9 protein-coding genes are annotated in these 14,398 nt (G+C 55.8%); 6 read left to right on the top strand and 3 right to left on the bottom strand.

Annotation, left to right across the window (positions count from 1 at the left end; translation table 11 throughout):
* The first annotated feature begins 10 nt into the window (after nt 1–10).
* Complete coding sequence (locus QMY55_RS20795; protein WP_283486009.1) at nt 11–1,063, top strand: GNAT family protein; 1,053 nt, start codon at nt 11–13, stop codon at nt 1,061–1,063.
* Nucleotides 1,064–1,293: 230 nt separating this feature from the next.
* On the opposite strand, the gene QMY55_RS20790 is transcribed toward QMY55_RS20795, so the two are convergent.
* The 3 genes from QMY55_RS20790 to QMY55_RS20780 are packed head-to-tail and all read right to left on the bottom strand — an operon-like array spanning nt 1,294 to nt 3,786.
* Nucleotides 1,294–2,046, bottom strand: coding sequence for a class I SAM-dependent methyltransferase (locus QMY55_RS20790; RefSeq protein ID WP_283486008.1), 753 nt, complete (start codon nt 2,044–2,046; stop codon nt 1,294–1,296).
* A complete protein-coding gene (locus QMY55_RS20785; RefSeq protein WP_283486007.1) occupies nt 2,043–3,131 on the bottom strand; it encodes an acyltransferase family protein in 1,089 nt (362 codons plus the stop codon). The genes QMY55_RS20790 and QMY55_RS20785 overlap by 4 nt, the downstream gene beginning before the upstream one ends.
* Nucleotides 3,115–3,786 carry a Crp/Fnr family transcriptional regulator gene (locus QMY55_RS20780; protein WP_283486006.1) on the bottom strand — a complete coding sequence of 224 codons (672 nt, stop codon included), beginning with the start codon at nt 3,784–3,786 and terminating at the stop codon, nt 3,115–3,117. The genes QMY55_RS20785 and QMY55_RS20780 overlap by 17 nt, the downstream gene beginning before the upstream one ends.
* A gap of 321 nt (nt 3,787–4,107) precedes the next feature.
* Between QMY55_RS20780 and QMY55_RS20775 the strand changes: the two genes are divergently transcribed.
* The 5 genes from QMY55_RS20775 (at nt 4,108) to QMY55_RS20755 (ending at nt 14,349) form a co-directional block, all read left to right on the top strand.
* Nucleotides 4,108–5,484: a FecR family protein gene (locus QMY55_RS20775; RefSeq protein ID WP_283486005.1), complete on the top strand. Its 1,377-nt coding sequence runs from the start codon at nt 4,108–4,110 to the stop codon at nt 5,482–5,484.
* A gap of 93 nt (nt 5,485–5,577) precedes the next feature.
* Nucleotides 5,578–7,398 (top strand): CHASE2 domain-containing protein, encoded by a 1,821-nt coding sequence (locus tag QMY55_RS20770; RefSeq protein ID WP_283486004.1) that lies wholly within the window; start codon nt 5,578–5,580, stop codon nt 7,396–7,398.
* A 69-nt stretch (nt 7,399–7,467) separates the two neighbouring features.
* Entirely contained in the window at nt 7,468–8,700 is a 1,233-nt protein-coding gene (locus QMY55_RS20765; protein WP_283486003.1) for a hypothetical protein, read from the top strand.
* 790 nt (nt 8,701–9,490) lie between these two features.
* A complete protein-coding gene (locus QMY55_RS20760) occupies nt 9,491–13,420 on the top strand; it encodes a beta strand repeat-containing protein (protein ID WP_283486002.1) in 3,930 nt (1,309 codons plus the stop codon).
* A gap of 122 nt (nt 13,421–13,542) precedes the next feature.
* Entirely contained in the window at nt 13,543–14,349 is an 807-nt protein-coding gene (locus tag QMY55_RS20755) for a SapC family protein (protein WP_283486001.1), read from the top strand.
* The last annotated feature ends 49 nt before the right edge of the window (nt 14,350–14,398 follow it).

Raw genomic sequence — 14,398 nt, 5'->3', positions numbered from 1 at the left:
AAAAAATATTATGAATATAGAATCGAAATTCTTCATTGATTTCAGTAATTTTAATAATTCGGTAGAGTTGGATGGATTGAGATACCGCAGGATAAATTCTCTTATTGATTTTCCAAAGGTGTGTCAACTTTTTGAAAATGTTTTTCACCAGCCTATGGTGCCATCCTATTGGCAGTGGAAATACCTGCAGGGACCTGGTGCCAACAGTTTTGGCATTGTTGTGGAGCATATGGAAACGGGGTGCATGGTTGGGCATATGGGTGTGCAGGTGTTGCCAGGGATGCGCGCAGGAGAGGCTCTGCGCATGGGGCAGGTCTGTGATGTCATGCTTCACCCAGAATATCGAGCAGGTATAGGACCTCATAGTACATATTTACGAATGAACTATGCATTGAGGCAGTTGGCACATGGTCCATGTACGAAGCCTCCGCTATATATGTATGGGTTCCCTGGAGTGCGGCCAGCTAATTTGGGGGAGCGTATTGGGGTATATCGACGCTTACTGGTATGTAATGAGTACAAGACTCTATCGGGTCAAACTGATGGTTACTCTATAAAAAATTTCTTGCATCATCTTAATCCTTGGAGATTGCATATAGAGCAAATACAAGAGGAGGATTTCTTGCAAATGGATTCAGTATTTGATGAAATTTGGCAACGGTATAGTGAGATTAACTCTCTGGTTCCGAAAATTATTAAAAATGCGGCCTACATTCGCTGGCGTTATTGGATGCATCCTCATCAAAATTTGGATAGTGCTCAATCCCTTTATGCTCTTTGGGGGCTGAGAAAGGGTCGTGAGCTTGTGGGGTGGTTGGTGACGCGTATGCAGTCGCAACCTACGGTTGTGGATAGCTGCCTGCCATCGGATCAGATCACTGAGGCTCTGCGGTTGCTGCCAATGCCCAGCCCGGAGTCGCAAAAAGGTTGGATCAGTTGGCTTGCACAAAGCAAAGTTCCGGCGGTATCGACCCCCATTCATGCAGTGGAAGTGTTGGGGCAACCTTTTCATGTAGATTGGCCATGTCCGGACTTCCAGCCAGGTGATACAGACGTGTATTGAACAACTGTCGCCACCTTCTTGTCGGGGGTTAGCGGTCGACTAGTCGTGACCACCAATGTTTATGTGGAGTAGGTAAAGGGATTGGATCGGCAATAATGATTCGAAAGTCGCTATTTAAAGCGCCAATATCCATCAGCATCCTCTCTAGGGAGAATGCATTGCGGATCACATTATTGTGTTCATCATTGGCTGGATCGAAATTATTGACGATGTCTCCGTAGAGCAGCAAATTAACCAGCCCCCCCTCCCAAGGCTATATCATGGGTTGGAGTGAAGTGTTGATTTAAAAGCTCGTACAACTCGCCAGAGCGTACTGCTTCGGAGGGATTCATGGCGATCATTGCATTGACATCGGGACGGTCGATTTCAGGAATTTCGCGGCCTTCGGCATCATAGTGTAGCGCTTCAGGTACATGTTCTCTCCAGAACCATGAGCGAATCTTTAGCTGTTGAGATGTCCATTGAAAACGCGTGGGCCCGAAGAAGTCGAGGGTCACTAGCTTTCCACCTGGCTTGAGGCAGCGTCGTATCTGTGTGAAAGCATGCTCTAATTCTTCAATATGGTGCAGTGAAGATTTTGCAAATACCACATCATATTTTTCCTCCCCATAGGGCTCGCAATTCACATCCTTGCACTCCAGCCGGATCTTTTGCTCTGTAGTATCTCCATATAAGCTTTGATATGCGGCATTGCCAGCATCTACTCTAGCCTGTGAAATATCAAAACCGGTCACGCGTCCGAAAACACCTTTTTCAAGCAAGGAGTGCTCGAATGCGCCATCGCCACAGCATAAGCTCAGCACATGTGCTTGGGCTAGATCCGGCAGGCAGCGCTTTATATACTCGATAAAGTCGCAATCTCCATCACCAAAGGCCTGTTCACAAATCTGTGAAAGGGCAAATGGATGATCCCCCCAGTCGGTGAATCGACCTGGTTTTCGGTGCTTTTGCCAGTCATTCCAATGTTGCGCTGCTGTACTCATAAGTGGCTACCTGATGTGGATTTATATCTAGCTTGCACGCGCTTGGCCAAGCGGCGGCCCACTGTTCGTGCTGGATCCTCCACCAGCATGTGCAGCAACCAGCAGCTTACCCCCAGTCCCGTAAGAGCGAGGGCTGAGCCTGCCAGTACACCCCAAGCATTGACCAAAGCCTGTGCAGGCTTCAGCCAAGCAATATGCAACAGATATACAGCATAGCTTAGCTTGCCACTCCAAACGCCGTAGAGCCAGAGCTTGCCACCGGGAGAAGGTGGGGGGAGAGCCAGACTCGCCCAAAGTGCGAGAGCAAAAAATACTGCAGCAATCAATCCCAACTGCCCATTTTTCCAGTAGCTTCCCCCCGATAAACGCTCCATCTCAATAAATATTGCTGCAAGCATCAACCAACCAAGGACGGATATCAGCCAAGACAGCCAAATATATCTGGTGGAGACTGGTTGTTGGCTATGTTGCCACACCACGATGCCGAGCAAAAATTCGATCAATAGCCCAGGAATGTGGTGAAGGGAAATATAGGCTAGGTTTTGAACAGATCCATCTGCAGGATAGATTAGGATCAATCGTAAACTCAAAGCCAGTATAAATACCCAAGGCCAGCGCACACTGCAGTTTTTACCCAGCCACCAAGCTAAAAATGGGATTGCGGCATAAAAAGCCACTTCCGATGGAAGGCTCCAGAATACCGGATTGTAATAAAATACCATTTCCCGTGACTGCATCTGTGCCATCAGTAAATGCTCGGGTAAATACAGCAACGGTTTGCCCGCATGCCAAGCAAGCCATGCATATAAGGCCAAGGCAATAAGATAGGCTGGATAGATCCGGGCAATCCGGCGTATGACATAAGCTTTCAGTGCAGGTGCATGGCCTGCCATCACTACTGGGGCAAACACAAAGCCGCTCAGTACAAAAAAGAGATCGACTCCTGTAAAGGCAAATGCCATGGGGCCCATGGGCCAGTGAAGTGGCGGCCCCCAGTGTGCCCAAAGCACCATCAAGGCTGCAAGTCCTCGCCAAGCCTCCACAGCCCAAAAAGACGAACGAGGAATGTCAGCGTTCACTGCCACGGGTTAAATCCTTTAATGTTTCTGGAGAGGTAATACGCCATGTATCTCCATCACGTTGCAGTACTTGATCTGTGAGAAGCTTTTGCAGAACGCGAGTCACAGATTCGCGTGTTGTATTGAGCCGCCATGCTAATTCGGCATGGGTTGGTAACTGCATTTCCATTTGCTGCCTGCCGTGATGCAGCAGCCAGGCACATACACGGGCGCTGACCGGATGTATGGCTTGAATCTTTTGCCAGCTCAACAAATCACATACCTGCTGACTGGTGGAGCGGGCGAGTTGCAGAACCAGCTCAGGGAATTGCATCAACTGCAAAGCTCTGTCTTCAGGCATCAAGGCGACCGTTGTGGAGGCGCTTGTGGCGACCCAGGTCAGTGCCAGCGGTTGCTCTGCTAACAAGCTTATATGCCCGAAAGTTTCATAGGGCTGCACACTCAGTAGTGCGACCTCCTTGCCGTCCATGGTCATATCCACGGCCTGCATGGCGCCTTGCAAAACGATGCCAAAGCCCGTGAAGGGCAGTTGAATATCTCCCAACAACTCACGCTTGCGTAGGTGACGCATCTCCATGTGCGCTGCTGCAAACTGCAAGGCCGCGGGTGGTGCTGAGGCAAAAAAGCGGCAAGAAGCCAATGCTATCTGAGAAATTGCCACGCTACGTCCCTTTGCCTTGCACAGGGTCCATATGCGCATAGACAATCGATGGTGCTGTCAAACAGCATGCAAAGCGATGATGAAATGCGACAGTGTGCAGCAAGAAGTTCTGTGTCCGTGAAGCTCAACGCCTGAATCTGGCGGGCTCAGGATGAGCCACCTCCAATGCCGGATGAGGCATGGCACATGCCCACCACAGCGTGTAATGTAGTGGAGGCCCGCATTATACGGAGTGCCGTAGAATAGCGCCTCCAAAGGTAAAAAAATGCTACAGCTGAGAGCGCTTGGACTCTCGTGCGGCGATGTGAAAGGAGCAGGCCCATGAAAATTCAGACCTCCCTCGTTATTTTGGCTGCGGCATGGGCTTTGTCGAGCATTGGTTTTGCGCAAGAAAGGCTGCCTGCGGTCGCGTATGTCAGCCTTGTGGTTGGGCAGGTTTCCCTTGTCCGTTCCAATGGAGAGACCTTGCCAGTACAGCGGGGCTTGAACTTGCATGAAAGTGACCGCCTTGTCACCGGTGAGGATGGTATGGTCATGCTGGTTTTTGTCGATGAGGGGCGAGTGGCACTACGCTCTGGATCTGAGCTGCTTATCCGCAAATACAAATACGATACGGACGGTGCTGATTCCGATCTGCGGCTTGAGCTTCTCAAAGGGACGATACGGCAGATCTCAGGTAAGGCTGCAAAGCGACAGCCCGAGCGCTATCACCTCAACACGCCTGTTGCGGCGATTGGTGTGCGCGGCACTGACTTTCTGGCCAAGGCTGACAATGCGGCCGTACGTACCTATGTACATGAGGGCGCTATCACAGTTCAATCTAGGTTGGCCCCACAAGAACCGGTGCTGAGCAAGGCTGGTGAAGGACGATATCTCATGGCCTATGGCGAAGGCCACTTGGAACAGCACACTCTGAAGTTGGCTGAGTTGGAGCAATCCTTCAGTATCCAACTGACCCCTTCAGCGGCAGGGGGAGTGGCAGTCGCCAAGAATCAGGCGCGAACCTCAGCAGGTAATTCTGAAGATGCAAGTACATCCACATCAGTGCTTGTGACCCGAGCCTCGGCGTCTGTACAAACTGCTCAAAGCCCAGATTGGGCAGGGATCACTTTGACAAAGCCTGAGCTACCTCCAATCGGGAGCGGAAAGCCGGATGTTCCAGACCACGTTGTGGAGTTACCAGAAAAGCAGTTCACCGCTTTGGTTTGGGGGAGGTCATATGAAAACCCTAAATCATTGCCGTTGACGCTTCCCCTTGCCTACGCTACTGCGAGCGCTGGCCGTGCAGTGACCGTAGGCGAACCCCTGGCCTATGCTTTGTGGCGTGAAGGTGTGGCGGGGACGCCCATGGCCGCAGGGCTCAATGGTACGGCCAACTTCGCGCTGGCGGCTGGAGAGGGCTACTACACATCCACGGCAGGAAATGTGCAGATGGTGCAGCTTAGCGATGCCCGGCTGCAGGTAAATTTTGACCGCTCTCAGTTCCAGACCAGCATGAATATCGGTACAGCGGGTCTGCCTAACCAACATCTACAAGTTGGTGGAGCAATCAATACGGATGGTGTTTTTTTGGGGCGTGCGCCTAATCAGCGGGTGGCTGGCGCACTTAGCCTAGATGGCGCTCAGGCAGGATACCTATTTCAAGTTGATGCCACAGGTGGCGCTTATAAAGGCATTACGCTGTGGAACAAAAAATAAGTCGAGGACTGCGTGGAACGTCATAGAGCGGTGGCAGCTCCCACAGGGGGGGCTCAGCGCTGGCTGTGGCTGATGCTATTGCTTGCGGGGGGCATGGCCGCGTGGCTCTCCACGCTGGGCTTGGCGCAGCGCTCAGATGGGCAAATTCATGATTTGCTCAGTAGTTGGCAGCCGGTGCATGAGGCTCCAGCCGGCATCACTGTCATTGATATTGATGAGCGCAGCCTGCAGGAAATTGGCCCATGGCCTTGGTCGCGTGAAGTCATTGCAGAGCTTGCGCATAACTTGAGGCAAAAGGGGGCCCGGCTGCAAGTCTGGGACATGTTTTTTTCCCACGCAACTCCCTTCGATGTCCGGTTGACAGCAGAAATGGTGCGCCCCGATACAGTGATTGGGGTGGTCCCGGTTCTTGATGCATTGGTCAGCAACCCTCCACATGAGGGGCTGCTTGGTAACGACACGAATGCCCCCGATCTTTGCTCCAAACATGCTCAGATACGTGGCTATTTGGGCATAGCTCCTGCACTCGCAAAAGCAAAGGCTGGGCATCTTGCGGCGACACCGGATGCGGATGGCCGCCTGCGTCGTTTACCTGCAGTGGTCTGCCTTCAGGCTGGCTCGGAAAACTTGCGCATTTCGCAGCTGACTTTGGCTGCAGCAGAGGCTAGTGAACCTCTGCTGCCTTGGCAGATGCGAGAAGGCCAATGGCCTTGGGAGCCTGCCCATTGGCTGGAGCGAGGGGAGTGGCAGTTTGCGATTGATCAAGATGGCTACTTGAATATCCCTTATCGGCGGCCTCACACCCAATGGACGGCTGTCAGTGCCAGCCGCGTGTTGCTGGATGAGCCTGGTTTGCCATCGCTCAAAGGGCAGATCGTTCTTGTTGGCGGCACAGCCTTGGGGGCTCGCGACATTGTCAGCACCCCCTTTCACCCCGGGGCACCTGGTGTCAGCGTGCATGCTGAATTATTGGCTGCAGCTATTGGCCCCCACAGCGGTTGGGGGGCCAATTTGCCGCGTTCACCAGCCTTGATGGCCGCCATCATGACCATGCTGGCCGGACTCTGGCTTATCCCGTTCTCTCGCACAGGCTACAAGCTGACGGCATTGGTGCCAGGGCTTGCGATTGGTTTGCTTGCACCTATTGGCCTGGCTTGGGCGGGGCGAGCAGTGCTTGGCGCTGTGTTTCCAATTACTGCTCCTGTGTTGGCGCTGCTTGCCTACGCGATGGCGATTCTGGCGCTGTTGACGTTGTTGCTGCGCCGCCAGACTCAGGCACTGGCTCAGCATCTGCAGAGCTTTCTTCCTCCACGCTTGGCGCAGCAGATTGCGACCCAACTGCCGACGGGACAAAGCTTGGGTCAATCCCATACTGGTGTCTTGGCGGCAGTGCGTGTGGATGGCTTGGCACGGTGGGTCGGGCGCGTTGACAGCTTGCAATCCTTGGCTCTGATCCATGCCGTACACACCACCGCAATGCGCACAGCACTCCAATATGGCGGGCAACTAGAACATGCGCAGGGCGATACTCTTTATATGAGCTGGCCTGATGCCAGTGCATGTGCCCAGGCCTTGGCCTGTATGCAAGAGTTGCATCGCCAGTTGGAGCCAATCCTCGCACGCAATGCACTGGAGGAAGCTCCGCTACTTTTCTATGCAGCCATGGAAAGTGGCGCGTATCTCCTGGGTGTTGTCGGTGCGCAGGGGGGGCGGCGCAGCGTGCTGTTGGGACCTGCGGCCAATGATGTCATCGGTATTCTGGATATCAGCCCTGAACTTGATGGTCCCATCCTGTTAGGCCCGCATGCGGCACAAACTCTTATTGCCAACGGCAATACAGCGTTGCAATCCCTGGGGCAATTCCTGCTGTTCGAGCAGTCCGGAGCCCGGCTCATCTATCGCGCTGTCAATTGATTCATGGGCCTAAAGCAATATATTCTTGCCACGACCTGCGGCGTTTCTCTGTTGTGGATGGGTCATGGCATGGCGCAAGTGCGAGAAGTGGGCCAATCATTGGCTTTGCCGTCTACCGTGCCACCAGGAGTGCAGACACCCTGCGTGGACAAGCCAGCCAGAACCGATAAAGAATTGCAGGAGCATGAGGTTTGTGTTCTCCATGCACAGGTGCAGAAAGCGCTGGAGCAGCAGCAATGGCTTGAGGTCGAGCTATTACTCGAGCGCATTCTCATGTACAAGCCCAATGACGCTCAAGCCATGCTGCAACTGGCCATGGTCTTGGCGGTACGTGACCGCACCGCCAGCGCCAAGGCTTTGGTTGAGACGCTGCGCGACGATGAACGCACTTCAGAGGGGCACCGTCTGCGCTTGCAGGCCATGCTGGATAACGAAGATCTCCGGGCATCCACGCAAGCGGTAAATGCCGCTGCGCGCGGCAGCCAGGCGGCAACCCAGCTCATCTGGAGTGTGGGGCGCAGCAGCAACCCCATGGCGCGCTCCAGCGCCGACAGTGTCACGCTGACATTGCCCGATGGTGATATAGCTCTTGCGCTCAGTGAAAAGCCTCGAAGTGCAACTACCTTCAACACCTTGCTTTATCAGCGTTGGGCCAATGGATTGGAAATGCTGTTGGGTACCCAGAGTGCAAACCTATCAGACACCCATACCGGTGCACGTATTGCATTGGCGGGGCCTCTGGGCTTGTCTGAGCCGCTGTTCTGGAATCTCTCCAGTCAGCAGAGTCTGGACGGCGCACGCCGGGATGTGGCCAGCGTACTTTGGTCACCCTCGCGCCGAGCAGCGGCAACTTCGCAAGCACTATACAGCCTGGGGGTTTTTTCCGAGAACCAGAGCCAGCGGCATGGCTTGCTGTTGCGGGTTCAGGCGGGGTTGGGTCAATGGCAGGAAGGTCAGGTCAGCCTTCAACTGGATGGCTGGGCAGAGTACGAACACAGCCTCAATGCCACTCCCAGTGCCGTGCGCACGGGGATCCAGGGAAATTGGGGGTTCAACCAGGGGTGGCAAGTCCAGAGCTATCTCTATGCCCAGCAAGACTTGCAAGGCTACAGCCCCTTGCTGCGCCACAACCAGGCGCGGCAACTGTTGACGGGCTACCTCGCGCTTGAGAAACAATGGCCCGAGATATGGCTGGGAGGGCGCTTGAGCTCCAGCGTCTACCTCTCGCGCCGCTGGAGCAATCTTGCTCTCTATCAATGGCAGGACCGTGGCATCAGCCTGAGTTGGAAGCGTAGTTGGTAATGCGCAGATCGGTGGGCGGGAAAATGCCACCGTACCTGAAAAGCCAATGGAATCAAATCCCTCTCCCTTTGGGGAAGGGTGTATAGATAGCCTGTATGAATAATGATGCAACAAGCATCTATCCCTTACCCTGATTGCTCTAACAGCTATCAATTTGCTTGACTGGCAAGATGCCTCAGGTGTTCTGAGATTTGGGGGATCAAGGCTGGGTTAGTACAGCAGTCGTGTGGGCATGGCGGCCAGATCGTATTGGCGCTTGAAGCGGTTGGTGAAATGCAATCAATGCTCTATTTCTCAGGGAAAGAGGGCAGAGGCAAGTGCACAGCCATGCGCTATGGGCGGGCGGCGGTACTGGTAGAGGGTGAATTGATTTGTTGCTTCTTTGCAACGTGTGGAGGCATGTGGGTAGCGACATGCAAACACGGCTCTTCTGCGGGATGGGACTCTTTGGATGCATTGGCCGGGTTGCCCCTTCCTGGGGGGGCTTGCTCTCTGAGTCTCTGAGAGCCCAGGTCTTGCTTCTGCAAGAGGACGGGGGCATGGAACAAGGCCGTCTTGCTGGATAAATTGCCACTCGGAAAAAGTGCAGGCGTCCGTGCAATGCTGGGCCATAATGCGTCGCTGACGCTTCGGGTAGGGAGATCGCTCCCTGAGGCAATTGGCTTTTTGTGTGATCACCATCACCAAAACAGCTTGGCATGTCCCCAGATACCCCGGAGAATCGCCCATCAACTGCCAGCCAAGCCAGGTCGGTGGTTGGTTTTTTTTCATTAGGAGCTCTTCAATGGCAATGACCCAAACCCAAAAGACTGACGCTTATCAGTTCTTTATCGTGGCATTCGGCGCTGTGACCGGCGTGGAATACATGAACCAGCTGAACGATGCGTACGGCGCTGGCATGACGACCAAGCAGATCGTGAACGTCTACACGACCAAGCCCCAGTTCACTTCCCAGTACCCCACCTTCCTGACGAACGAACAGTTCGCCCAGAAGCTGATCGCCAACGTCGTGGGCTCCAGCGCCTCCGCCGAAGCCAAGGCGGGTGCCGAAGCCGACGTGATCGCCTCCCTGAACGCCGGCTGGACCCGTGGCGATGTGATCTTCCAGATCTTCTCCAACCTGGCCGCCAAGCCCCATGACGACGCACAATGGGGCAACACCGCCAAGATGTTTGCCAACAAGGTTGCCGTGGCCCAGTACCTGACGGAAGTCAAGCTGGTCAGCGAAACCGACATGGCCAAGCTGCAAGCCCCTCTGGGCAACGTGACTGCCGACTCCGACGTGTCCAGCCCCGCCGCCATCGACAAGCTGGTCAACGGTGGCAACAACGCCGGCAACGAGCTGACCCTGGGTGCTGACCACATCGTGGCCACGCAAGAAGGCCAGACCTTCACCGCTTCCCTGAAGCAAGCCGGCACGCTGGGCAATGTGTCCAACACCCTGGAAAGCGGCGACACCATCATCGCCAAGGGCACCGGCAACGTGCTCAAGGCCGACCTGACCCTGACCACCTCCGGTGGCATCCCCTTCGGTCCCGCCATCAGCGCCACCACCGAGAACATCCAGAAGGTGGTTCTGCGCGCTCAGACCGGTCCTACTGACTTTGGTGTTGCCGCCCACGGCAACAACTCGCACATCGACGCTGAAAACATGAAGGGCGTCAAGGAGTGGTGGACGGATAACAGCCGCGCCACCATCCAGATCGAAGACGTGCGCACCCGTCCCGAAGACACCACCATCGGCATGCGTGACACCGACCCCGAAGTGGGTTTCCGCGTGTACTTCGACCCCGAGCAACTGAAGGCCAACGGCACCGTCAAGAACTCGGCCCTGACCCTGACCCTGGACAAGATCAGCGCCCCTGGCGACCTGAGCAACAACGTCTTCAACGGCGTGAAGTTCACTCTGGGCGGCAAGTCCATCACCCTGCAGTCCGACGCCATTGGCGCCGCGACCACCCATGCCGAGCTGCTGGCCGCTCTGGAAGCTGCTGCCAAGGACAATGCCGACCTGGCTGGCGTGAGCTTCAAGCTCAACGCTGACAACACCATCACCCTGACCGACGCTGCAGGCAAGGCCTTCGGTACAGGCAGCTGGTTGACCCCCACCGGCGATATCCCTGCCGCTGGCGACTTCAAGTGGAACCAGAAGGTGGGCGAGCCCGAGCGCGGCCAAGAGCTGATCACCACCCAAGTCGAACTCGACAACGTGGGCCGTACCAGCTCCGGTGGCGTTCTGGACATCGGTTCGCTGGGCAATGGCGGCGTGGAAAAGTTCAACGTTGCTGTGGACCGTGACAGCTGGTTGTCTGCCGTGCGCTCCGAGGATCACCTGGGCAAGAACGACGGTCTGAATGCAGGTCCTCAGCATCAATTCCTGCAGGAAGTGCATCTGACCAACAAGGGTGCCGACGGCGACCTGAAGGTTGGCAACATTGTGGCTAACCGTCTGGACGGTCGTCTGCAAAATGGTCTGACCAATGTGCGCGTGGTTGATGGCTCTGCATTCAAGGGTGACCTGAACCTGGGTATCAACCTGAACGCTAACGGCGCCAATGGCTCTGTGGCCCGCTATCTGGACAAGTCCACCAAGCCTGTGGAGTTCAACTACACCGGTGGCCAGGGTGCAGACCTGCTGAACATCAATGTGGTGAGTGCAACTGTTTCCAATCACAAGAATTTTGTGATGAACATCAATACCGGTGCGGGCGATGACCGCGTGGTGCTGACCAATCCTGGTCGCCTGAATACCACCAGCGTGGACGGTGGCGAAGGTACCAACACCTTGGTGATGAATGGCAACGTGGGCATGGCCACCGGTGCTCAGGCTGGTACAGACGTGTTCAAGTCGTTCAAGAACTTCCAGAACTACGAAATCGAAGACGGCGATCACAACTTCACTACGCTCAATGGCGTGAAGAGCGTGGTGGTAGCCGATGTCACCCCTGGTGCTGGCAACGTGCTGCGCAACCTGCCCACGGATCTGAACTCCGTGGTCGTGACCGGCAAGAACCAGACCGCTGGTGCTGGCAATGCCAACAAAGCTCAGAATTTCGGTACGCTGGACTTCCAGGCCGCCAAGAGCGAAAAGCTGACGGTCAAGCTGGATAACACCGCTCTGGTGGACAACCCCGCTGACGCAGCAAACAACGGCACGCTGACCGTGGCAACGCTGAAGGTCAGCGACGATGCAAGCAACCTGACCACCAACAAGAGCGCTGTTCGCACGCTGGATGTGGTGTCTGCCGGTGTGGACGGCGCTACGACCAAAAACGTCATCACCAGCATCGACGCTGTGAATGTGAACGCCTTCAACTTCTCTGGTGATCACGCTTTGACTGCGACGCTGAACGCTGCGTCCAACATCTCCGCTGCGGGTGCATTCACCGCCGCTCAAGTGACCGATTTGAAGGTCGATGGCTCCGCCATGACCGCCGATCTGTCGCTGACGGTGAACAAGAATGTCGCCAATGCAGTGAACGCCAACAAGACCGCCAGCTACAAGGGCGGCCAGGGTGCCAAGGACAAGCTGACCTTCACTGACGGCGTGTTCACCACGGGCAAGACCACCGTATCCGGCTTTGAAACCCTCGCTTTCAGCGGCGGTCAGTTCAATGCCGTGAACACCACTGGCGTGACGCTGTACGAAAGCAAGGCTAACACTGCTACCGCCTTGAATCTGATCGGCCTGCAAGGCTCGGAAAAGGTTCAGATTGGCTCGTACGTCGACAACGTGGGCACGAACCTTCGTAACGAGCATGTGTTCAAGACCAATGCCGGCGGTGCAGGCTCGACTCTGGATCTGACGATCAAGCAGGCTGCTGCAGGCGTAGGCCCAGCCAACGCTCAGAAGCTGACGGTTGACGGTTTCAAGACCGTGAACCTGAAGCTGGATGTGGTGGCCGATGTTGGCAACAACAAGGCGTTTAACCTGAACTTGTCGGATGTCAAGGCCAAGGTGGGCGCCGATGATGCGGTGACCGTTCAGACCCTGGCTGACGTGTTTACCGAAATTGGCAACTCAGCCATCGTTGACAAGATTGCAGCCAAGGGCGCTGCCATCAACAGCGCCACGGACAAGATCGTGGTGACCGGTGGCGTGGGTGCGGCTTCTGGCCCTGGCACGACTGCCGATAGCCTGAAGCTGAACCTTCTGTCGTCTTCCATCAAGACGCTGGATGTGTCGGGCTACAAGGGCACCGTGACTGGCACGATCGATGCTGCTCTGACCAATGGCGGCGTGGCTGGCTCGACCCTGGTGACTACGGGTAACACCGAAGTCAAGGTGGGTGCTTATGGCATCAACTTTGCTGATACTGCCCACAACGCTGCTGTCGCGACCGTGACCACGTTCACGTTCACAACCGATGCGGTCAAGCTGGACGGTACGGCTCAGACATGGCAGATCACCAACTTCCAGGGCAAGAATGCTCACGCTGCAACGACTTCGACCAATACCGATGCAGGTGGCGCCTTGGGTGACGTGACGGTGCTGGATCTGTCGGCACTGGGCATCAAGGGTCAGCAAGATCTGAACATCACTCAGACCTATTTCGACTCTGGTCTTGGCCATGACGGTACCGGCGTCGGCGGTCTCTGGACTGCTGCGGACAGCAAGGTGATCATCACTTCCAACTCCAACCACAATTTCAAGATTGAGTTGACGGGTGTGTTTGCTGATCAACTGAGCCAAGCTGACAACTTCAAGTTCGCCGTCTAATCAGTGTGTCTTGCAAGGCTGCCGTGGGTCCTTAGGCGTTCGGCAGTCTTGCAGTCCACTGACCCGGGCCGCGCTCTGTGCAAACGGGGTGCGGCCTTTTTGTTTTTGGAGAGAAGGTTCTTATGAGCGATACCCTAGACCTGTTCAAGCAGCCCCGCGCCCTCGATAGCGCCGCCCATCGCCAGCTGCGCTATGCCGCCAGCCAGCCCTATCACTTTGCCGCCCAGCAGCTGTTTGCGCCCATTGTCTCGGGTGAGGCTGATATGGTGGCGCGCGAGTACGCCATTGTGTTTTCGGACCAGAGCGGCTCCCTGCCGCTGGCCCTGCTGGGGCGTGCGCGCGGCCACAATGCCTATGTGCGCGACTCCGGTCACTGGATGGCGCGCTATGTGCCCGCGCATTTCCGTCGCTACCCGTTTGTGATGAGTGAAGTCACGGCCCCCGGCACCGAGGGGGCTGAAGCGGCCTCGGCCATCGAGCACATTGTGGTCATTGATGCCGATGCGCCCCACCTCAGCGCTGACCAGGGCGAGCGCCTGTTTACCGACGACGGTCAGCCCACCGCCGTGCTGCAGAATGTGCAGCGCGTGCTGGCGATGATGGAGCAAGACAGCCAGCGTACGCTGGCCCTGGTGGCCCAGTTGGAGGCTGCTGATCTACTGGTAGCGCGCCAGGTGGTGGTCGCCAGCAAGCAAGGGCAGCCCGTGGGCCTGACCGGTCTGCGCGTGGTCGACTTCGAGCGCCTGAATGCTTTGGGTGACGCCAGCCTTGCCGCCCTGCAGCGCAGCGGTGCACTGGATCTGGCCTATGCCCACCGCGTGTCGCTGGCCAATCTGCAGGACAGCGTGCTGGTGGACAACGAAGCTGCAGCGCCCAGCACCAGCTCGGGCAGCATCAGCTTCGACGGCATTGACTGGAGCAAGTTCTGATTTGCTGCTCAAAGTCCAGGCTATAATGCGCGGCTTCGTTTGAAGTCTT

Source organism: Comamonas resistens, from assembly GCF_030064165.1.
GTDB lineage: Bacteria > Pseudomonadota > Gammaproteobacteria > Burkholderiales > Burkholderiaceae_C > Comamonas > Comamonas resistens.
Note: the sequence above shows the minus strand (reverse complement) of the source record. Positions and strands in the feature narration are given on the sequence as shown.

What these genes read in the sequence shown, in the direction of transcription:
- QMY55_RS20770 (WP_283486004.1), top strand. Translation starts at nt 5,578, where the DNA reads ATGGCCGCGTGGCTCTCCACGCTGGGCTTGGCGCAGCGCTCAGATGGG.
- QMY55_RS20795 (WP_283486009.1), top strand. Translation starts at nt 11, where the DNA reads ATGAATATAGAATCGAAATTCTTCATTGATTTCAGTAATTTTAATAAT.
- QMY55_RS20775 (WP_283486005.1), top strand. Translation starts at nt 4,108, where the DNA reads ATGAAAATTCAGACCTCCCTCGTTATTTTGGCTGCGGCATGGGCTTTG.
- QMY55_RS20755 (WP_283486001.1), top strand. Translation starts at nt 13,543, where the DNA reads ATGAGCGATACCCTAGACCTGTTCAAGCAGCCCCGCGCCCTCGATAGC.
- QMY55_RS20760 (WP_283486002.1), top strand. Translation starts at nt 9,491, where the DNA reads ATGACCCAAACCCAAAAGACTGACGCTTATCAGTTCTTTATCGTGGCA.
- QMY55_RS20790 (WP_283486008.1), bottom strand. Translation starts at nt 2,046, where the DNA reads ATGAGTACAGCAGCGCAACATTGGAATGACTGGCAAAAGCACCGAAAA.
- QMY55_RS20765 (WP_283486003.1), top strand. Translation starts at nt 7,468, where the DNA reads ATGGCGCAAGTGCGAGAAGTGGGCCAATCATTGGCTTTGCCGTCTACC.